We start from the raw sequence: 19,692 nt of genomic DNA on the forward strand, positions 1-19,692 counted from the left end.
TGTTTGTCTCTAAAGAAAAACACACTATATACGCATTGGCATGATGACATATTGATGGAACTCATCATTTAGTTGATTGACCAATACAGAGGCATTCGATTGGCTCATATGCATTTGTAAATCGCCTTGGATAACGCCCAATACATCTTGCAGATACGCAGCATTGAACGACAGCTCCATCGGCTCACCTTGATACTTAGCTTGTATCATCTCGACTGCTTCATCCTGCTCAGCATTATTAGCACGTACTTCGACCATACCATCGCTAGCAAAATTAAAGACCACACCACGAGATTTTTCATTACTCAAGATGGCAACACGACGTAATACATCTGTCATTTTTTCTTGACTGAATAAAGCCAATTTATCAGTATTGCTCGGCATCACACGGCGATAATCAGGGAACTTGCCATCAATCAAACGTGCGGTAAATGTTACCATTAGATCTTGGCTGACCTGCCCTGCACTATCTACATCACCAAATGGCAAACTTACTTGTAAAAACTCTCGACCGAAGCTCAGAGTAACTGCGTTGTCCTGATCACCCAACATTTTACCAAGCTCAGAAGCTAAACGCTCAAGCTCAATCACTGCCTTACGTGGCAAGATAGCCTGCATATTGAGATCTGCGCTTACATTGATCACACTACGAGCTAATGCCAATCTATGGCCATCTGTTGCTACCGTTGTCAGTTGCTGCTGTGAAACGTCAAATAACATACCTGTTAAATAATAGCGTACATCTTGAATTGCCATCGCAAACTGTGTTTTATGAATCAAATCTGTTAGACGATTACGGCTAATAGTCAAAGGGGTGATATTTTCAGGGTTACCTAAGCTCGGATAGTCTTCGCTTGGCAATGTTCCCAATGTAAAACGACTCTTACCACTAGTTAATAAGCAACGCTCGTTTGCTTGAGTTGCTAGATTAACTTGCGCTTGGGCAGGTAGCGATTTACAAATATCTTTTAGCTTGGTTGCAGGAAGCGTCGTTGTACCTGCTTCAACACAAGCACCAGCAGGCAATTTCAATGTCGATGTCAGCTCTACCTCTAAATCTGACGCTGTTAAGATAAGCTCAGAATCTGATAGCTGTAGCTTGATATTACCCAATATAACCATATTGTGGCGTTTATCAGCGGCTTTGGCGATCAAGTTGATAGCTTTTAGTAACGATTCTCGATTGATCGATAATTGCATGCTTAATTACTCTTGTTTGAATGATTCTTTTATAAAAATTTATCGTAATGACTCAATAATACCTTGTCTGCTGACGATAATCTACAGAGCATCTGTGCACTTGTATTTTCGATATTATAAACCATCTGTATCTACTAGAATACAACGATATCTGTCGCTTCTATCCTGCCTGTAACATTAAAGCTAGGGTTTTATAATCCTTATCAAATGCAGGGTCTGCTGCTCTTAACTCATTTACTTTATCGCAAGCATGCATCACTGTTGTATGGTCGCGTCCACCGAACGACTGACCAATTTCAGGGAAGCTATCGCCTGTTAATTCACGCGACAAAGCCATCGCTATTTGACGTGGTCTTGCAATACTACGCGTACGTTTACGTCCCATGATGTCTTTGACCGTGACATCATAGTACTCAGCAACTATCTTACGGATGTTATCCATATTTACTGCCTGCACACGCATCGCAACGATGTCTTTTAGTGCGTATTGCACCATTTCAAGAGTAATCTGTGCCCCTGTTAAGTTAGCATTGGCAAACACCTGATTTAGGGCACCTTCTAAACGTCTGACATTAGACACTACATTTTGCGCAATGAATAGCGCACATTCCTTTGGTAATACCATCCCGTAGGAGGCTGCTTTTTTCTGCAAAATTTGCACTCGAGTATCAATTTCAGGAGGATCAACAGCGACTGTCAACCCCCAAGAAAATCGTGATCTAAATCGCTCATCAAATTCCGTCATTTGGGAGGGATGTCGATCAGAGGCCAAAATAAGTTGTTTATCTCCACTAGTAAAATCTGCAAATAATGTTAGAAACTCATTACTACTTTTAGTCTTTCCTGCCAATACATGAATATCATCTACAATTAATAAATCTACTTTTTTTATTTTCTTTTTAAAATCTTCTATTTTATTATTTCTTAATGAATAAACTAATTGATTTATAAACTTTTCAGAAGTGAAATAATAAAAACTTTGATTATTTTTTAAATAGCGATGAGCTACAGAATGCATTAAATGCGTTTTTCCTAATCCAGAAGGACCATATATAAATAAAGGATTGTGACGATTTTTCGATTGGCGCTTACCAAGCTCATAACAAGCCTTGTAAGCCAAGTTATTGGACTTACCTGTAACAAAGGTTTCAAAAGTAAAGTCGGGGTTAAGATAGCTTAATGATTTTGTATCAGCAGACTCAACTGGCTCATTATGACGCATGTTCGCGTCGATATCTGCTTTTGCGTTGTTATGATGAATAGATTCAAATTTATGTTCGGATAGGGTAGGGGAGACCTCGTCTTCTACAAATAAAGAACCTGATTGACTGTTATCTTCTGCATTGCGGCCAGCATTATCAACACGTACGACAACCTCTTCAATACTACCTTGACTGTGTTTGGTCACCAACTGCTGAATATCCTGAAGATGATTCTTCTTGATATACGTTACAAAATAATCATTGGGAGCAAGAATAATCAAAGTTTGTGCTTCTTGATGAGCTGACAGAGGTCTCAGCCACATAGTAAACACGTTGTCTTTGACGTTATAACGCAAATCGTTTAGACATTTATCCCAAATATTTGCTGTGTCTATCATGAAAAGTACTGACCTTGTAATCTGAAATAATAGTTATTTTTTAACAATATAAATTGCTACTTAAGCCTCGATATTACACGTAACAGCTAACCAAAGAGTTCGTACTGATATCCTATACGAAGGTGTATATCAAGTAGCGCCTAATTTAACACAGATACCCTGTGGATAAAACCTTGTTTTTTGTGGATAAGACTGTGGATAGTTTTGTGCATAACTTTCACAAGCTAGTTATCCATATTTAACCCACAGTTTATCCACAGGCTTACCCATAGCCTAGTAAATTGATAATAAAAAGGAAAATAGACTTAACCACAGATAATCATGGTCCCAATAATAACAATACTATATTTATATTAATTAATAATTATTATAGTATTTGAGTTTAGCTGTGGATAACTTTGAAAATCGTAGAATATATAACTATAAAATTTGGTTAACTAGAAATAAGTTTTTAAGGAAATATCTCTACTAGGTTCGTATGAAATATTTCCTATTTAGAGACAAAACAAATTAGTTTATTGACCAAAACTATACTGAATGGTATAATCCTCCGTTATTACGAATTTAGTCCATTATTTTGATAGGTGAGTTATGAAACGTACATTCCAACCAAGCGTGATCAAGCGTAAACGTACTCACGGTTTCCGTGCTCGTATGGCAACTAAAAAAGGCCGCCAGGTCTTAGCTCGTCGCCGCGCTAAAGGACGTCATCGCCTTACTGTATAATCAGTAGATTGCGATAAGCATGGCTAATAGTGCTTGTTGTGTTCTTATTGTTTATAGATTGCGATAGTCAATCATCACAACTGACACTTAGCCATATATTAAAAGCGCCCACATCGGCGCTTTTTTTGTCTCTATAATTTGTTATTATTTCTCCTATCGTTATTCTACTAGGTTGTACTATGTCCAATATTCTATCAGATACATCTGCAGCTAGTTTCACTAAACAGCAACGCCTGCTTACCCCTGCAGCCTTCCGTGAGGTATTTGACGCACCTGATCGCAAGATTCATCAGAGTCATTTAATGGCTTTTGTACGTGCTAACGAGCATGCACAGCCGCGAGTCGGTATGGCTATTACCAAGCGTAAAGTACCTACTGCTGTCGCTCGTAATCTAATCAAAAGGTATGTGCGTGAAGAGTTCCGTACCAAAGCTTTTAAAATGGAAAATAAAGATATTGTTTTTATTGTAAAAAAATCTATTAAAGATATAGATAATAAAGAACTGAAAAATCAAATAATAAATATATTTAAAAAAATAGAAAAAAAATAAAATGAATATTTTATTAAAAATAAAAAATATAAATAAAATTACTCATAATATATTTTTTAATTTAATTGTTTTTTATCAAAAAATAGTTAGTCCTGTAATACCTGCTCGTTGTCGCTATTATCCGACATGCTCAAATTATGGTAAACAAGCTTTAATATGGTATGGCGCTCGTAAGGGTATTTGGTTGTTGTTAAAACGTCTTAGCAGGTGTCACCCTTTAGGTGGGCATGGCATAGACTTTGTACCTTTACCATTAGCTTCTTATAGCTATCAATACATATCTTTTACTGATGTATCGAATACTGACAATCAGGGTTTGGGTGTCTATCGAGACAATACTAGCTATGTTTCACAGCTTAATTATTTGATGAAATCGACATAAAGTCGTTTTCTCTGGTTTCAAATAGATACTCTGTTTAGTTACCCACAAGTTATCCACACTCTTGGTATCATTTGAGACAGATTTTTAGTAAAATGATGCACATTTTATGTAAATGACTACCGATGCAGTTGCAATGTTACAGGACTGCTGTGTAGGTCAGTCATGACACATGCCCTAATTTTTCATTCCCTAATTTTTTAATCTAGGAAAGGTTTATGCAAAAGATATTTCGGGTGATGATCATCATTGCGATGCTAATTACCGCTTATCTGCTGATTTTGGCATGGCGAGATGATTATGCCGATGCTCCAGCTGTAGATGCGGTGCCAGAAACTACGAATTCGGTAGGTGCTGACATTCCTTCTACTACTGGTGCAGCAGGTGATATTCCGGTACAGACATTACCTGTGGATAACAGTGCTGTGACAGCGACTCCTGCGAAAAACGCTGGTCTAATCACGGTAACAACTGATCGCTATGATATAAAAATCAATCCAGAAGGTGGTGATATTGTTTATGCTGCGCTCAAGCAGTATGACGCAACGCTCGATAGCGATAAGCCTTTCGTATTGTTAGAAAACAACAGTAACCGTGTGTATGTGGCTCAATCTGGACTTATTGGTCAGAACGGTATTGATACAGCAGAAGGTAGAGCGACTTATAACCATACTGCTAACAATTATGTGATGGAAGATGGACAGCAAACGTTGTCAGTGCCGCTTACTTACAAAAAAGACGGTGTAACGATTACCAAGACTTTCACTTTCACTGAAAACAAATATCCAATCGATATTAGCTATCAGATTCAAAACGCGTCTACCAATGCTTGGCAAGGTCAGATGTTTGCGCAATTAAAGCGTGATGATAGTAAAGATCCTGGTATGTCTGATAAAGGCGCGCTGAGCATGGCGACTTATTTAGGCGGCGCTTGGGGTACCCCAGATGATCCTTATAATAAGCTGAAATTTGGTGACTTTAGTGATGGTGAGTTGACGACGACTAGCGATAAAGGCTGGGTTGGTATCGTACAGCATTACTTTGTATCTGCTTGGACGCCTGAAAACTTCACTGGTAAATTCTTTACCCGTGAAACAGGTAGTGATTACTTTATCGGCTTCAATAGCCAACCAGTGAACGTAGCACCAAATAAACAAGTTACCTTGAATGCGACATTATATGCAGGTCCAAAAGTTCAGTCTGAGCTAAAAGACGTTGCGGTAGGTCTTAACCAAACAGTTGATTATGGTCTGCTGTGGCCAATATCGAAGGTCTTGTTTGCTATTTTGGAAGGTGTGCATAAGGTTGTTGGTAACTGGGGTTGGTCAATTATTTTACTGACTATATTAGTAAAAATTGCCTTAATGTGGTTCTCTAATAAGAGCTACTACTCGATGGCTAAAATGCGTGCGATTGCACCAAGACTCAAAGTGCTCAAAGAAGAGCATGGCGATGATCGTATGAAGATGTCGCAAGAAATGATGGCGATATACAAAGAAGAAAAAGTTAATCCGATGGCAGGTTGTCTACCAATCTTGATGCAGATGCCTATTTTCTTAGCCTTGTATTGGGTATTAGTAGAAAGTGTTGAGCTGCGTCATGCACCATGGATTTTGTGGATTCAAGATCTATCAGCGATGGATCCATGGTTTATCTTGCCGTTGCTAATGGGTGCGTCGATGTTTGTACAGCAACAGTTGAACCCACAGCCAGCAGATCCGATGCAGGCAAAAGTCATGAAGTTCTTGCCGATTATCTTTACGGCATTCATGCTGTTCTTCCCAGCAGGTTTGGTTCTATATTGGACAGTCAACAACCTGTTTAGTATGACTCAGCAATATATCGTCAATAAAAAAGTCGATGAAGAGCAGAAGCGTCGTACGGTAAAAGTAGTCGATTAATTAGTTCTTTGTCAGAAACACAAAACCATCGCGCAAGCGGTGGTTTTTTTATAGCTGGTGGATAAGTGGTAAATGTTATCCACAGCTTATCAACATTATCCACAGTTTATCAATATTGAAGCGAATATATGTCTGATACATCTACCTTTCAAAGTTTGCTTTGTCAGTATGAGTCCAGACGTCTATAATGGAGCTTTTAAACATTGAGAGTCATTGTGGATTCCTTAGAGACAGCATTAGCCGTACCTAATTCTTCTGAACAGTCTAATACATCTGGATTGGGCACAATTGCTGCGATTGCAACGCCGCTTGGGCGAGGGGGCGTGGGTGTCATACGTCTATCAGGCAGTCGTGCTTACGATATGGCATGTGCTCTAACAGGTAAGTCTGCTTTTACGCCGCGAATGGCTAGCTTTTGTCGTTTTTATCAGGCTGATGGCACTGTCGTTGATGAGGGATTAGTCTTGTTTTTCAAAGGTCCTCATTCATTCACAGGTGAGGATGTGATTGAGCTGCAAGGGCATGGTGGTGTTATTTTACAAAACCAGTTACTTGCACGGGTTTTTGAGCTAGGTGCCAAGCAAGCGAGTGCAGGAGAGTTCTCTTACCGTGCCTTTGATAATGATAAATTGGATTTAGTGCAGGCAGAAGCGATAGCTGATGCGATTGATGCGACCAGTGCCGCCGCGGCCAGTAGTGCGATCCGCTCTCTAAGCGGTGAGTTTTCACAAAAAATTAACCAGTTGTTAGAACAGTTAATTCACCTTCGTTTACATGTCGAAGCTGCTATTGATTTCCCTGATGAAGAGGATGTGGACTTTTTGTCTGATGGCGTCATACAAAGCAAACTTGAGCAGACGCAAGATAAGATACAACAAGTTCTAGCAACGGCAAAGCAAGGTCAGCTTTTGCGCGACGGTATCCATGTCGTGCTAGCAGGTAGGCCAAACGCAGGTAAATCTAGCTTGCTCAACCGCCTTGCAGGGCAAGAGCGTGCTATCGTGACTGATGTTGCCGGTACTACACGTGATACGCTGCAAGAGACAGTCGTGCTAAATGGTTTGACGCTACATCTGACCGATACGGCAGGCCTACGCGAGACAGAAGACACTGTGGAGCGTATCGGAATTGAGCGTGCCCGTACTGCCATCACGCAAGCCGATATGCTACTGATGGTCTACGATGTGACTCGCGATGTTGAAGAAGAGAGTACACCTTTACAGCTTGCTGAACAGTTATTTGGTGAGTTGCCAGAAGCTAAACGCTTACTCATTATCGCTAATAAGAGCGATTTATTGAGCGATAATAATAGAGAAGAAAGTGCTGCTAAGACTCAAGCTGAAATCAAGAATAGAGGTTATCAGCAAGTTAATGTTTCATGTGAAACAGGTGTTGGTATTGATAATTTGGTTGAAGCACTATGTGAGAAAGTAGGCTTTCATCCACCAGAGAATAGCTTGATCGCTCGTACCAGACATTTAGACGCGCTTAGACGAACTGCTAATTTCTTGGCAGAAGCTCATGAACAATTAACCGTATTCGAAGCGGGTGAGTTAGTTGCTGATAGCTTACGTCAGGCACAGCAGAGTTTGGGTGAAATTACAGGTGAGTTCAGCGCCGATGACTTATTGGGTAAGATATTCGGCAGCTTTTGTATTGGTAAATAACGGGTAAATGGTGTTTTTTATTATTTATCAAAACTATCTGTCTTGAAAACACTGTTCTTATTCTCAATCGTAAAATAAGGAAATGCTATGCACTGTCCGTACTGTAATGCGTCAGAGACCAAGGTTATTGACTCACGTCTTGCTGCGGAAGGTGCACAAGTGCGTCGACGCCGTTCGTGTAACAGTTGCCAAGAACGTTTTACGACTTTTGAGATGGTAGAAGTTGTCATGCCAAGGATTATCAAATCAAGCAATAAGATTGAACCTTATGACAATGAAAAGCTGCGCCGTTCTATTTTATTGCCGTTGCAAAAGCGTCCTATCACTATTGATGAGCAAGAGGCGATGATTAGTCGTATCGAAAAACGTGTTAGGCAAATGGGTGAGCGAGAAATCAGTAGTAAAGTCTTGGGTGAAATTATCATGAGTGAACTCAAAATTTTGGATGATGTCGCCTACGTACGCTTTGCTAGTGTGTATCGCGACTTTCAAGATATCGATGCATTTCATCAAGAAATTGCCAATATTCGTCCAAATGAAAAGTAGGCGAAGTAAGTTTTTAAATAAGCCTTAGTTGATAAGTGATTCCTAATTACTAATCAGAATTATCAATCAGCTTTCAAACCTTACTTTCTTATATAGAACCCTCAATCATTTATTGAGCCTAGCCTTATGTCTATTCAAAGCCATGCCCAAGATGCACAAGACCGCTACTTTATGATGCTTGCTATCGAACAAGCGAAGCGCGGTTTGTATACTACTAGACCGAATCCTGCCGTAGGCTGCGTTATTGTTCAGGCAGAGCAGATTGTTGGTCAAGGGTTTCACCCTAAAGCTGGTGAGCCCCATGCAGAAATATTTGCGTTGAAAGAAGCGGGTACACGAGCAGCAGGAGCAACTGCTTACGTAACATTAGAGCCCTGTAGTCATACAGGACGTACGCCGCCATGTGCGTTGGCGCTGGTTGCTACTAAGGTAAAGCGCGTTGTAATTGCAGGTCTGGATCCAAATCCGCAGGTCGCAGGTCGCGGTGTGAAACTATTAGAGCAAGCTGGTATTGAGGTAACGGTCGGTATCCTGACAGAGCAGGCAGAGGCGCTAAACCGTGGGTTTCTAAAAGCCATGCGCACTAAAATGCCCTATGTACGATTGAAAATAGCGACCAGTTTAGATGGCCGTACAGCGATGGCATCTGGTGAATCAAAGTGGATTACCTCGACAGCTGCCCGCGAAGATGTACAAAAACTACGAGCACAAAGTGGTGCGATTATCACAGGTAGTGAAACCGTAATAACTGATAACCCGCAGCTCAATGTGCGCTCAGAACAATTGGACGTACCACCTGAAAAAATACCTAACCCTAAAATAGTCATACTTGATAGGCGTCAGCGTTTAAAGCACAGCCTACAGTCTGATTATCAGCTGTGTCAGCATCCAGATACTATTTATTGGCATGAAGATGATTTGCCGGCGTTGTTGGCTAAGTTAGTCAGTGAGCATCAATGCTATGACGTGTTAGTGGAGGCAGGTGCTAGCGTTGCAGGTAGTTTTTTGAGTCAACAGTTGGTAGATGAGCTAATCGTGTATCAAGCACCTTGTTTACTTGGTGAGCAAGCTCGTCCAATGGTTGATTTCAATCCTATGTCCCTTGCTCAGCAGTTACGGTTTGATATAGAAAGTCATCAACAGCTTGGTCCAGATCTTAAATTAACCTTATTACCTTTATAAATATTCTTCGTATAAGTAGGTTGTCCACAAATCATAAGAATAAGCTTGGAATGTGGATAAAAAAATAATTGATTTAAGTGTTTCACATGGAACTGTGTATAACTTTGTTTCACATGAAACAAGAAAGATATATATTTCCCAAATACATTTATAAAGATCATTATAAATCAACAATTTAGCTTTTACTTTCTAGATGAGCACGTACTATGAGAAATTTTTATTTATTGTGGATAACTATGTATTTATAGTGACTTCTAGCTATACCTCTATTGATTTATCCCTACTTATCCACAATCTATCCTATTAAAGGTCACGTCTAACGATGTTTCACTGTAAGTTATTTGAACAAGTTGTGATAAAGAATTGATAGATGATTTGATAAACTAAAACATATCGCCTATAACGGCAATACTGTAATGAGATGAGGATAATATGTTTACTGGAATTATAGAAAGCGTTGGAAAAGTTAAATCTATGCAGGCCACAGGCGGTGACATACGTTTGACGGTAGAGTCTGATGACTTAGATTTCAGTGACGTGAAGCTAGGCGATTCTATTGCATCAAATGGTATTTGTTTAACCGTAGTGGAGTTCGGAAGCAACTACTACTCTGTTGATGTCTCACGTGAAACGATTGCTAGAACAGCATTAGAAGGGTTAAAAGTAGGACATACGGTCAATCTAGAAAAGGCCATGCTACCGACGACTCGTTTTGGTGGTCATATTGTCGCTGGTCATGTAGATGGAGTAGGGGTCGTTAGTAAATTACAACAAGATGCCCGTTCTATCTATATTGAAATTGAGATACCGCAAGAGCTAGCGCACTATACAGCGACCAAAGGCTCTATTACAGTAGATGGTATTAGTCTGACGACCAATTTAGTGCGTGGCAATATTGTCTCTCTAAATATCATTCCGCATACTGCTCAAGTGACGAATATTGCTAAGCATTGGTTAGTAGGTAATAAAGTTAATATTGAAGTAGATATCGTTGCCCGTTATCTAGAACGTCTACTAAATAAATCTCAATCTGGCGGTATGAACGCATCAAGCCAGCAAAGCCAAATCACAGAAGTATTTTTGGCCGATAATGGGTTTATGAAATAACAATTAAGCTTACCGAAATAGCATCCTCGCACCAAGTTTTCGACCCTATCGATATTACTTTGATTAAGTGATATCGATAGGGTGTTTTTTATTTGCACTAGAGATTTATTGTATAAAACTCTGCAAAACGGATTCTAAGTCTTTCTTACTAATGGGTTTGGATAAAAATTCGTCCATACCAACTTGCATACAAGCCTCGCGATCTTCTTCTGTATTATTTGCAGTTAGCGCCACAATCGGTATTTTATCGCCTTGCGAGCGAATCACTTGTGTGGCTTGTAAGCCATCCATAACGGGCATTCGGCAGTCCATCAAAATCAAAGAAATCTCTTCACGTTGGCTTTTGAGTTTCTCGAGTGCTTGCTGTCCATCTTCTGCGACAATACTACGATAACCAAGCTTACTTAACATCTTACAGGCTATCTTTTGGTTAGTAGGACTGTCTTCTACGACCAAAATCAGTGGAGACAAGATTTCTTTCTTAGGTGTATCTTCTACAAAAGATAGACTGCTGTCGTATTGATGTTTGACCAGTATGTTTAGCGTTTTCCTTGCAAACAAGGTTAAGCGTAGTAGCTCAGACAGTAGTAAACTTGCGTCCAAGGGTTTGGTCAAAAATCCATCATACTGGCCTAGTAAAGTAGAAGGGATATGCCTTTCAAGTTTCATGCTAAGTAATATCTTCGGTAGTGAAGGCGTCGTGACTAGGTCATTTAATGCTTCTTGCTGCTCGTTATACTTGTTACTCGCATGAACTGATAAGGTGATAGATTCGCTGTATTCATAATCTAATAGCAAGACAGGAATGACGGTTTGCTCATCTTGTTTTAATTTATTTTTTAGCTGCTGTACAGTGGCTCTATCTAAAGTGCTGTAGATAGTTATGGATATCGTTAAGTACTCGCACAAACGTTGTAAATGTTCAGCAACTAGAGGCTGATTGATGACAGCGATAAGGTGAATATGGGGCAGCTGCGAACAACGATGATATACCGATTGATAAGTGGCATGAGGATAAGGAAGGTAGAGGCTAAATATCGTTTCTTTATCCACCGTATTATTTAGTTCGATAAAACCGCCGAGTAACTGAGCAAAGCTATTGGCATCCATTAAGCCAACATTACTGTCTTCAACTAAGTTATGATTGCTTTGATTCAAGATATTGACTAATTGATTTTTTCTCTCAGGAGTAATAGTTGCTCCAGTGTCTTTTACGCTAAACCGAATCCAATAAGATGTCTGCGCAGGCATTGTCGTGTCATTGTTAGGAGTTAAATGCTGATTACTTATTCGCGTTACTTTATCTCCAGGTACACGATCAACAGTGAGCGCGACATAGCCTGATGTTGTAAAACTAATAGCGTTTTTCAACAGGTTTAATAGGATATGGTGCAGTCGAATGTAATCAGTTTCGATGTAACGAGGACAGTCTGGCGCAAAGAAATAGATCAATTCTAACCCTTGTTGTCTTATTTCTTTTGTGACTAAATTGCTAACCTCTTTGCTTACTTTATAAATATCAACCGTTTCGATACTTAGACGTGTTTTTCGGACTTCAACTTCCTCTGTTGCTAGCGTCTCATTGAGCACAGTCAACATGCTTTGACTGGTTGTAATTAATGTATTTAGAGTTTTTTTGCCTTGAGCCGTCAATGTTGAAGGGTCGATGGGTTCCAATGAATCAATTATCTTCTCTAGTGGTAACCTTAACTTACGACCTATAAATGCTTGGGCTTCGTTTGATTCATCAATTTGTAATTGCAGTTGTTGGTTGTGCAGCTGTAGTTGTTCAGATTGATGGAAAATCTCATCAATATTATTAAAAATCACAGTAAAACCGTGAACTTGCCCATGTTCGCCGAACCATGGTGTCACGTGTAGTTGGTAGGCTTGTTTGTTTTCCAAGCCATAAACTATGAGTGTGCGAGTAACGCGTAAACTTGAAACAGTTTTTAACAGTATTTGAGTGGCTTCATCTTTCCCTTCAACGAAATCAGTCAGCTCATAGCTCTGTTCACTCTGGGTAGGAGGGGTAAATACTTGCTCAAAGCGTTGATTATAGAAGCTAATTTGACCATGTCGTATACTCATCAACATCGGTAAGGGTGCCTGATCAACCAAGCGCTCTAAACGATGAGTCAATGTTTTGATACGCCGATAGTCATTATGTAGTTGGTAGCTAACGCGACTTAGCGCATGACCTAACAGCATGAACTCGGTAGTAGATTTCTTTTGTAAAAACGGCGGCGGCGTATAAGATTCTTTTGCGCGGCTACTCAAATTATCCGTATAAACCAGTAACTGTTCCCAGTTAGTACGACGATTGAGCATATAGAGCAATGCCATGAAAAATAGTACGATGGCGACCATCAAAGGAAGCCAGTAACGGTAAGATATCCAGTCGACAACAAAAGGCTCATGGCGTAGTACAATATAAATCTGATGTCCGCTTTTTAGATTAATGATTCCTGTTAGTTCATTGCTATTGACGGTATAAGAGCTATGGTCGCTGCTGCTAGAAGCTGATGTACCGATGGTAGGGAAAGCAACGGTAGGAAAAGCAGATTCATTAGGACGAGTATTATGATGAATATAGGTCTGCCCAGAAGGCATCATCAAAATCAGCTGATAACTCAGTTGATCAAAAGTAGGCTGTTCTAAGATTGTTTTTATTTCACTATCTAGAGGCACTGCATGCTCAATAATGCTGTGCTGTAGGGAATAAAAAGTATCTATGCTATGTTGCTCACTATGTTTTTTCATCCCATCAAACAGTATGACATAGTACAGCAGTAACATAACCGTGAGAGACAAGGTATAAAAAATCAATAAGCGCTGTAAGGACTGGAACTGTTGCATGAAAGCGTGGCCCTATCTCGACACGAAAAATATAGTGAAATTATAATGAATTTTTTATGTACAGTAGCTGAACTACCTAAGGTTATTAATACTTAGCCTCTATTTATAGCAGAATAACGGCTTACTGTTTACAGAGAGTAGTTATTAACACCAAATTGTTTTGTAAAAATTATAAACAGAGCGTTTGATGTCCTTAAGATTATAAAGGCAAATAATGTCATTGGTTATCACGAAGTGAGGTCATTACAATCATGGCACTGCGCCGTAAACTCACCTATAATGAACAAATAAACCTTATATAATGCATGACTATGACTACAACTGCTCCTACCTTTGATACATCTAACTCGCTTACTGACCATAATAACCCAACTACTAACCGATTGAGGATAGTATTTGCTGGAACTCCTGAGTTTGCAGCTATTAGTCTTGAGTCACTAATTAGTCAGCAAGAAGCGTTGAATATAGAGATAGTCGCTGTCTACACGCAGCCTGATCGTAAAGCAGGTCGTGGTCAAAAACTGTCAGCCTCTGCGGTAAAAGAAGTTGCATTGGCAAATGATATCACTGTAGAGCAGCCAGTCACTTTTAAAAAGTCTAGTGCAGAAGGGCTAGCTGCTAGGCAAACGCTGCGCACCTATCAACCAGATGTGATGATTGTTGCCGCTTACGGATTGATTCTACCTATCGGTGTATTAGAGACGCCTACTTATGGTTGTTTGAATATTCATGCTTCACTGTTACCACGCTGGCGCGGTGCTGCACCTATCCATCGTGCACTCTTGGCCGGAGATGATGAAACTGGCATTACCATTATGCAGATGGACAAAGGTCTGGATACGGGTGACATGCTTTATAAAGTTAGCGAAAGCATTGCCTCTGATGATACCGCTGCTAGACTACATGATAAGATGGCTGCACTTGGTGCGACAGCCATCAGTACGGTGCTAAAAGATTTAGCTGCTTATCAAGCTCAAGCTATCGCTCAAGATGATAGTCAAGCCAATTATGCTGAAAAGCTGGTCAAAACCGAAGGCGAAGTTGATTGGTCGCAGCCTGCTGCCGCTATTGAACGCCAAATTCGTGGGCTGACGCCATGGCCAGGTGCTTATACTTTCCTAGCAGGGCAGCGCGTTAAAGTACTGGCTAGCTTACCTGTAAATACATCGCAGCAAACCAATGAGCCTGCTGGAACAGTTATCAGTGTCGGACGAAAAGCGATCTTAGTCGCTTGTGGTAAAGAGAGGGACGCTGAATCATCAGCCACCACTTTAGCCATTACTCACTTGCAGTTTGCAGGTGGTAAGCCAATGACAGCTGAACAAATTTGCCATGGCGACCAATTAAATGATGGCGATCAATTTACGACAGAAACAAAATAACGTTACCTATATCTAACCTACTTGCACAAGACGCTATCGATCATACGTCAAGGAAATAAAATTTAATGAGACAAAACAGTACTGCGCCTAGAAACAATAAGCTCAAACCATCAAGCAATCTTATTATGAATGGCAGCGTACGCGTGCGTGTGATTCGTACTTTACTGGCTATTCAAAATGGTCAGTCGCTCTCAAGCGTCCTTGATCCATTATTGAATAGTCTACATGATGGTGACAAAGGCTTTGCCCATGCGCTACTGCTTACGACATTGCGCCAGTGGCATGCGCTGGCACGTTTGCTCGATACCTTAGCTGATAATCCTATCGACGAAATTGAAGTGCGTACTACCATTCAAGTAGGCTTAGTACAGTTGCTGTATCTAGAGGTGGCTGACCATGCTGCTATTCATGAAACCGTTGAAGCTGCTAAAGAGATTGAGTTTGCTCATTCAACAGGTTTGGTAAATGCTATTTTGCGTAAAGTCGCGAAGAACCCAAGTAAATTCCGTAAGAAGTGCGATAAAAAGCATAGCCTACCGAATTGGCTCGCTTATCAACTTAAGCAAGACTGGAGCGAGGAATATGATGAGCTGACACAAGGCTTGCGCCAACCAGCACCGATGTTTTTACGAGTGAATTCAGCAGTTACTTCGGTAGAAGATTATCAGCATGCATTGGATGGCACAGAGATTGATGCAGATATCGTTGAGCTAACGACTGGTTTTAAGGTAGCAAGCTCATCAGGGTCTGCCACTTCTACTACGTTATCGACCAAAGGTCTTAGACTACATCAAAGTACTGCCGTTAACGCTTTGCCTGATTTCGCCTTAGGAACGGCTAGCGTTCAAGACATGCATGCTCAGCTCGCTGCACCGATTATTAATCAAGCATTGATAGCTAAGCTCAGCGTTGAAAGTAAAAGTGCTGACGATACTGACAGTGATAGTGTTGGGAAAGAGATACATATTCTAGATGCTTGTGCAGCCCCTGGTGGTAAGCTTGCTCATTGGTTAGAGCTTATAAGTGCTAACGACCAGTCATCGTTGTTTCACGTGAAACAAGATAACAATGGGATGTCATCTGAAACGTCGCTTGAAAATACCAACATCAAAGTAACAGCTATCGATAACGAAGCACCACGTATCGAGCGTATTCGTGAGAATTTACAGCGCCTAAATTTAAGTCAGCATGATTTGCAGCAAGCAGATAACAGCATTGCACTTAATATCGTCTGTGCAGATGCGACCAGATGGCAGCATGGAAAAAATAAAAAAGCGGCGACAAATGAACCCGTATTTGATGCGATATTATTGGACTCTCCTTGTACTGCGACTGGCGTGATTCGCCGTCATCCAGATATCAGTATCTTGCGTACCGAAGAAGACATCGAGCAAACAGCGCTGCTACAAGCAGACATCTTGCATAATCTATGGCCACAACTCAAAGCTGGTGGTTATCTGCTGTATGTGACATGTTCCATCTTAAAGCAAGAGAACGTCGAGCAAATGCAGGACTTTATCACTCATCATAATGATGCAGTAGTGATTGAGTTTACTGACGATTGCAACTGGGGTATCGAACAAGCAATCGGTCGTCAGTGCTTACCAATTGATAGCGCGAGTGGCGATGGTTTTTATTATGCATTGCTACAAAAAACTGCTGAATAAACCGTTTTTAACTATTGAATAACATTATTGTAGACAGGACAATCTAATGAAATATATCAGTACCCGTGGTCAGACAGCGCCGATGGATTTTAGTGATGTGCTTTTGATGGGTCTTGCCCCAGATGGTGGTTTGATGTTGCCTGAGCATTATCCAAATATCGATAGTGCAACCCTTGATGAATGGCGTACGCTCAGCTATCCAAAGCTTGCGATGGCGATTATGCAGCGTTTTGCCACTGATATTCCTGTGGCTGATTTGCAAGATATCATTGAGCGTACTTACACTGCTGATGTGTTTGGCTCTGACGAGATTGTTCCTGTCCGCAAGCTCGAAGACAATTTATATATTCTAGGATTATCAAACGGTCCGACATTGGCATTTAAAGATGTTGCCATGCAGTTTTTGGGCAATGCCTTTGAATATGTGCTTAAGAAAAAAGACGCACGTATTACGATCATTGGTGCGACCAGTGGTGACACCGGTAGTGCAGCAGAGTATGCATTGCGCGGCAAAGAAAATATCGAAGTCTTTATGCTATCTCCACATGGAAAAATGAGTGAATTCCAGCGTGCGCAAATGTATAGCTTGACCGATGATAATATTCATAACATTGCTATCGATGGGATGTTTGATGATTGCCAAGACATCGTTAAAGCACTACAGCAAGATGCAGAGTTTAAAGCCGCTTATAACCTAGGCACGGTAAACTCTATCAACTGGGGTCGTATCCTAGCTCAGATTGTTTACTATTTTAAAGCTTACTTTGCAGTCACGACGAGCAACGATGAAAAAGTCAGCTTTAGCGTACCATCAGGAAACTTCGGTAATATTTGTGCCGGTCACATCGCTCGCGAAATGGGACTGCCAATTGACCGTCTGATTGTCGCAACCAATGAAAACGACGTTTTAAATGACTTCTTCAATCAAGGCGCTTATCAGCCACGTCCGACTGAAAAAACTTATGTCACTTCAAGCCCGTCAATGGATATTTCAAAAGCGTCTAACTTTGAGCGTTTTGTTTATTTACTACTGGAAAAAGACAGCGCACGTGTTCATGAACTATTCGATGGCGTAAAATCAGGCCGAGGGTTTGACTTGTCTGAGTTGATGGAATCAGTTAATACGCGTTATGGCTTTGCTGCTGGTAAATCTACTCACAACGATCGCTTGCAGACTATCAAAGCGCTTTATGAACAGCATGGTGAATTGGTTGATCCACATACTGCAGACGGCATTAAAGTTGCCAAAGAGCGACAGTTAGATGGCGAAATCATCGTTTGTGCAGAAACGGCATTACCCGTTAAGTTCGCTGACACTATTGTTGAAGCAGTAGGTCAAATAGACATTGAGCGTCCAGCGCATACTAAAGGGTTAGAAGATTTACCACAGTACGTAGTGATACTGGATAATAAGGCCGAACTGGTTGCTGAACAAATCCGCCAACATGTCGCACCGAATCCTGCTTAGGTAATTACGGTCTTTAAGCTTATCATCAATAAGAAAAGTATCCGCGTGAAAGTTACACCATTGTAATAAAGTGTTTATGATTGTGTTATGGTAGATATAATTGTAATATTAGAAACGGCGTCAGCAAATCATCATCGTGCTAGGCGCTTTTTTAGGAATTATTCTAGCCAATTACACTGAACAGTTACCCTATAATCGCCATGAGAATTTTATTGATAAGTTGCTGATATAATTGATTTAAGAAATTTTCACAGTAATAAATCAAGTACAGTTCTTTGCGTCGAACACAGTGGTACATATTGTGGATATAACGATGAAGATGAGCTTAAAAAAGATAGCAAAAGCACTGTTAATGACGACGTTTAGTAGTGCCATGTTGATGAGCACGGCTCAAGCTAACAATCCGCCACCAACTATCAAAGCTGATGCGCCTAATCGTTATATCGTTAAAAAAGGCGATACCTTATGGGATATCTCAGGTCGCTATCTAGATAGCCCATGGCGCTGGAAAGAAATTTGGGCAACCAATAAGCAAATCAAAAATCCAAACCTTATCTACCCCAATGACGTTCTTATCCTTTGTGTGATTCAAGGAAAAACGCTGATTGGCGTTGATACTGGTGAAGGCTGTGCTGGCGTTGAAAAGCAGCTTACTGGAAGTGTAAGTACGAGCACGGTCGCGATTACCTCGACGGCCAATAGCATCCCTCCTATTCCTTGGTCGGCTATTCAGCATTGGCTTGATAAAACGCTTATCGTAAATCCCGAAGACTTTAATACCACGCCTTATATTTTAGCTTCTAAAAACCGTAACTTAATTACTGCGCGCGGTGATAAGGTCTATGCTAAAGGCGTACCGCTTATCGTGGGCCAGCGTTACGGCGTCTACCGTGAGGGTGAGCTATATGTAGACCCCAAAACGCAAGAAGTGATCGGTTTAGAAGTTACGCAAGTAGCGACTGGTCTTGTTACTTCTACAGAAAGTAATGGCGTGACTAGCTTGCAGCTTATCGATAGCTATGGCAAAGAAGTGCGTGAAGGGGATCGCGTATTTGTAGAGCTGGACAACGCTATTCCTCCAGTCTTTTATCCAACACCTGCAAGTGTCAGTCGCGGCGGTATGATCGTACGTGTAATGGACTCTATCAGCTCAGCTGCGAAGGGTAGTGTGGTCGCCATCAATTTAGGTAGCTTACAAGGTGCTAAGCCAGGTGATGTGCTGACGGTTTATCAAAAAGGGCCTTTGGTACGTGATACTAAAGATAATGATACACCAGTCCGTCTACCAAACGAGCCTAGCGGTATGGTGATGGTTTTCAATACCTTTGATCACATCAGTTATGCTTATGTACTTGACTCTGAGTTACCACTTAATATTGGCGATCAGTTGTTACCACCCCCTTATTTGTAGATAGCTATAAGGCTGTATTAAGCAATATATTGAAATAAATACTAAT

Annotated in this window: 15 protein-coding genes; 12 read left to right on the forward strand and 3 right to left on the reverse strand. The window is 40.7% G+C overall.

What is annotated here, in order from left to right; translation table 11 throughout:
- Positions 1–24: 24 nt before the first annotated feature.
- Complete coding sequence (gene dnaN / locus QL898_RS09705) at positions 25–1,200, reverse strand: DNA polymerase III subunit beta (RefSeq protein WP_179798536.1); 1,176 nt, start codon at positions 1,198–1,200, stop codon at positions 25–27.
- 160 nt (positions 1,201–1,360) lie between these two features.
- Positions 1,361–2,800: a chromosomal replication initiator protein DnaA gene (gene dnaA / locus QL898_RS09710; RefSeq protein ID WP_290176647.1), complete on the reverse strand. Its 1,440-nt coding sequence runs from the start codon at positions 2,798–2,800 to the stop codon at positions 1,361–1,363.
- A 591-nt stretch (positions 2,801–3,391) separates the two neighbouring features.
- On the opposite strand from dnaA, the gene rpmH reads away from it, so the two are divergent.
- The 8 genes from rpmH to QL898_RS09750 all read left to right on the forward strand — a co-directional run bounded on the left by rpmH (position 3,392) and on the right by QL898_RS09750 (position 10,859).
- Complete coding sequence (gene rpmH / locus QL898_RS09715) at positions 3,392–3,526, forward strand: 50S ribosomal protein L34 (RefSeq protein WP_007394757.1); 135 nt, start codon at positions 3,392–3,394, stop codon at positions 3,524–3,526.
- 179 nt (positions 3,527–3,705) lie between these two features.
- Positions 3,706–4,077: a ribonuclease P protein component gene (rnpA, locus tag QL898_RS09720; protein WP_201547547.1), complete on the forward strand. Its 372-nt coding sequence runs from the start codon at positions 3,706–3,708 to the stop codon at positions 4,075–4,077.
- 1 nt (position 4,078) lies between these two features.
- Positions 4,079–4,459 (forward strand): membrane protein insertion efficiency factor YidD, encoded by a 381-nt coding sequence (gene yidD, locus QL898_RS09725; protein ID WP_201547548.1) that lies wholly within the window; start codon positions 4,079–4,081, stop codon positions 4,457–4,459.
- A gap of 215 nt (positions 4,460–4,674) precedes the next feature.
- A complete protein-coding gene (gene yidC / locus QL898_RS09730) occupies positions 4,675–6,357 on the forward strand; it encodes a membrane protein insertase YidC (protein WP_201547549.1) in 1,683 nt (560 codons plus the stop codon).
- 278 nt (positions 6,358–6,635) lie between these two features.
- Positions 6,636–8,024 (forward strand): tRNA uridine-5-carboxymethylaminomethyl(34) synthesis GTPase MnmE, encoded by a 1,389-nt coding sequence (gene mnmE, locus QL898_RS09735; RefSeq protein WP_201547599.1) that lies wholly within the window; start codon positions 6,636–6,638, stop codon positions 8,022–8,024.
- Between the two features lie 87 nt (positions 8,025–8,111).
- A complete protein-coding gene (gene nrdR / locus QL898_RS09740) occupies positions 8,112–8,570 on the forward strand; it encodes a transcriptional regulator NrdR (RefSeq protein ID WP_201547550.1) in 459 nt (152 codons plus the stop codon).
- A gap of 126 nt (positions 8,571–8,696) precedes the next feature.
- Complete coding sequence (gene ribD, locus QL898_RS09745) at positions 8,697–9,752, forward strand: bifunctional diaminohydroxyphosphoribosylaminopyrimidine deaminase/5-amino-6-(5-phosphoribosylamino)uracil reductase RibD (RefSeq protein WP_290176648.1); 1,056 nt, start codon at positions 8,697–8,699, stop codon at positions 9,750–9,752.
- Positions 9,753–10,184: 432 nt separating this feature from the next.
- Entirely contained in the window at positions 10,185–10,859 is a 675-nt protein-coding gene (locus QL898_RS09750; protein WP_290176649.1) for a riboflavin synthase, read from the forward strand.
- Between the two features lie 105 nt (positions 10,860–10,964).
- Here the strand turns inward: QL898_RS09750 and QL898_RS09755 are convergent, their stop codons facing one another.
- Positions 10,965–13,718, reverse strand: coding sequence for a hybrid sensor histidine kinase/response regulator (locus tag QL898_RS09755; protein WP_201547553.1), 2,754 nt, complete (start codon positions 13,716–13,718; stop codon positions 10,965–10,967).
- Between the two features lie 311 nt (positions 13,719–14,029).
- Here QL898_RS09755 and fmt point away from each other — a divergent pair, with 311 nt between their 5' ends.
- The 4 genes from fmt (at position 14,030) to QL898_RS09775 (ending at position 19,646) form a co-directional block, all read left to right on the forward strand.
- Positions 14,030–15,100, forward strand: coding sequence for a methionyl-tRNA formyltransferase (fmt, locus tag QL898_RS09760; protein WP_290176650.1), 1,071 nt, complete (start codon positions 14,030–14,032; stop codon positions 15,098–15,100).
- 65 nt (positions 15,101–15,165) lie between these two features.
- Positions 15,166–16,767, forward strand: coding sequence for a transcription antitermination factor NusB (locus QL898_RS09765; RefSeq protein ID WP_290176651.1), 1,602 nt, complete (start codon positions 15,166–15,168; stop codon positions 16,765–16,767).
- Positions 16,768–16,813: 46 nt separating this feature from the next.
- Entirely contained in the window at positions 16,814–18,235 is a 1,422-nt protein-coding gene (thrC, locus tag QL898_RS09770; RefSeq protein ID WP_290176652.1) for a threonine synthase, read from the forward strand.
- A gap of 319 nt (positions 18,236–18,554) precedes the next feature.
- A complete protein-coding gene (locus QL898_RS09775; protein WP_290176653.1) occupies positions 18,555–19,646 on the forward strand; it encodes a LysM peptidoglycan-binding domain-containing protein in 1,092 nt (363 codons plus the stop codon).
- The last annotated feature ends 46 nt before the right edge of the window (positions 19,647–19,692 follow it).

This window comes from Psychrobacter sp. APC 3279, assembly GCF_030407795.1.
Taxonomy (GTDB): domain Bacteria; phylum Pseudomonadota; class Gammaproteobacteria; order Pseudomonadales; family Moraxellaceae; genus Psychrobacter.

Bases quoted from the DNA above. Each gene is read 5' to 3' on its own strand.
- dnaN (WP_179798536.1), bottom strand. From the start codon at position 1,200: ATGCAATTATCGATCAATCGAGAATCGTTACTAAAAGCTATCAACTTG.
- dnaA (WP_290176647.1), bottom strand. From the start codon at position 2,800: ATGATAGACACAGCAAATATTTGGGATAAATGTCTAAACGATTTGCGT.
- rpmH (WP_007394757.1), top strand. From the start codon at position 3,392: ATGAAACGTACATTCCAACCAAGCGTGATCAAGCGTAAACGTACTCAC.
- rnpA (WP_201547547.1), top strand. From the start codon at position 3,706: ATGTCCAATATTCTATCAGATACATCTGCAGCTAGTTTCACTAAACAG.
- yidD (WP_201547548.1), top strand. From the start codon at position 4,079: ATGAATATTTTATTAAAAATAAAAAATATAAATAAAATTACTCATAAT.
- yidC (WP_201547549.1), top strand. From the start codon at position 4,675: ATGCAAAAGATATTTCGGGTGATGATCATCATTGCGATGCTAATTACC.
- nrdR (WP_201547550.1), top strand. From the start codon at position 8,112: ATGCACTGTCCGTACTGTAATGCGTCAGAGACCAAGGTTATTGACTCA.
- ribD (WP_290176648.1), top strand. From the start codon at position 8,697: ATGTCTATTCAAAGCCATGCCCAAGATGCACAAGACCGCTACTTTATG.
- QL898_RS09750 (WP_290176649.1), top strand. From the start codon at position 10,185: ATGTTTACTGGAATTATAGAAAGCGTTGGAAAAGTTAAATCTATGCAG.
- QL898_RS09755 (WP_201547553.1), bottom strand. From the start codon at position 13,718: ATGCAACAGTTCCAGTCCTTACAGCGCTTATTGATTTTTTATACCTTG.
- fmt (WP_290176650.1), top strand. From the start codon at position 14,030: ATGACTACAACTGCTCCTACCTTTGATACATCTAACTCGCTTACTGAC.
- QL898_RS09765 (WP_290176651.1), top strand. From the start codon at position 15,166: ATGAGACAAAACAGTACTGCGCCTAGAAACAATAAGCTCAAACCATCA.
- thrC (WP_290176652.1), top strand. From the start codon at position 16,814: ATGAAATATATCAGTACCCGTGGTCAGACAGCGCCGATGGATTTTAGT.
- QL898_RS09775 (WP_290176653.1), top strand. From the start codon at position 18,555: ATGAGCTTAAAAAAGATAGCAAAAGCACTGTTAATGACGACGTTTAGT.